Source organism: Streptomyces sp. NPDC007905 (genome assembly GCF_042959345.1).
In the GTDB taxonomy this organism is placed as follows: Bacteria; Actinomycetota; Actinomycetes; order Streptomycetales; family Streptomycetaceae; genus Streptomyces.
Window position 1 is genome coordinate 1 of sequence record NZ_JBIBKS010000086.1, and the last position, 1,270, is coordinate 1,270.

General features: G+C 68.3%; 1 protein-coding gene. It reads right to left on the minus strand.

Translation table 11 applies throughout. From position 1 onward, the window contains the following. Positions 1–56: 56 nt before the first annotated feature. Positions 57–1,270: IS256 family transposase (locus ACFZDC_RS42020; RefSeq protein ID WP_391332381.1), on the minus strand; the 1,214-nt coding region annotated here is incomplete at its 5' end.

The following is a 1,270-nucleotide window of genomic DNA, read 5'->3' on the forward strand; positions in this document are numbered from 1 at the left end:
CGGTCACGTCCGCCGGAGTGGTGTATCGACGGCCACTCGGTGATCTCGTTTTGAGGCTATGCGGTGAGTTCGGTCGGGAGGACGGTGTCGTCGGTTTCTGACTCGATCGGGTGGAGGCGGGCCTTGGCGAGGAGGTCGCGGCCCATGTAGCGGCGGGCCTCGGTCCACTCGTCGTTCTGCTCGGCCAGAACCGCGCCGACGAGCCGGATCAGGGCGGTGCGGTCGGGGAAGATGCCGACCACGTCGGTGCGGCGGCGGATCTCCTTGTTCAGCCGCTCTTGGGGATTGTTCGACCAGATCTGCCGCCAGCTCTCACGCGGGAACGCGGTGAACGCCAGCAGATCGTGCTGGGCGGCGTCCAAGTGGGCTGCTGCCTTGGGGAACTTGGCCTCCAGTGCGTCCAGCACATGTCGCATCTGGGCCTGGACGGCGTCGGTGTCGGGTTGTTCGAAGACGGTCCGCAGCAGCGTGGCCACCCACGGCTGGGCGGACTTTGGCACCTGGCTCAGCAGATTCCGGGCGTAATGCGTGCGGCATCGCTGCCAGGAGGCTCCGGGCAGGGTGGCGCCGATCGCGTTCACCAGGCCGGTATGCGCGTCGGAGATGACCAGCTGGACGCCGGACAGGCCGCGGGCGATCAGCGAGCGCAGGAAGGCGAGCCAGCCGGCGCCGTCCTCGGCGGTGGCGACATCGAGGCCGAGGATCTCGCGGTGCCCGTCGGCGTTGACACCGACCGCGATCAGCGCGTGGACGTTGATGATGCGGCCGCCCTCGCGGACCTTCTGGGTCAGCGCGTCGACCCAGACGAACGAGTACGGGCCGGCGTCCAGGGGCCGGTTGCGGAAGGCTGCGACTTGCTCGTCCAGGTGCTTGGCCATCGCGCTGACCTGGGACTTCGACAGTTGGGTGACGCCGAGGGATTCGGCGAGTTTCTCGACTCTGCGGGTGGACACGCCGAGCAGGTAGGCGGTGGCCACCACCGAGATGAGGGCCTGCTCGGCCCGTCGGCGGCGTTCCAGCAGCCAGTGAGGGAAGTAACTGCCGCTGCGGAGCTTGGGGATGGCGAGTTCGACGGTACCGGCCCGGGTGTCCCACTCGCGTGGGCGGTAGCCGTTGCGGTGGTTGACTCTCTCGTCGCTGACCTGCCCGTATTCGGCATTGCAGACGGCATCTGCCTCGGCGGACATGAGTGCGTCGGCGAACGTCTTGACCATCGCGCGCAGCAGATCGGGACTCGCCGCGGCGAGGTTGTCCTCGGCGAGGGCATGCA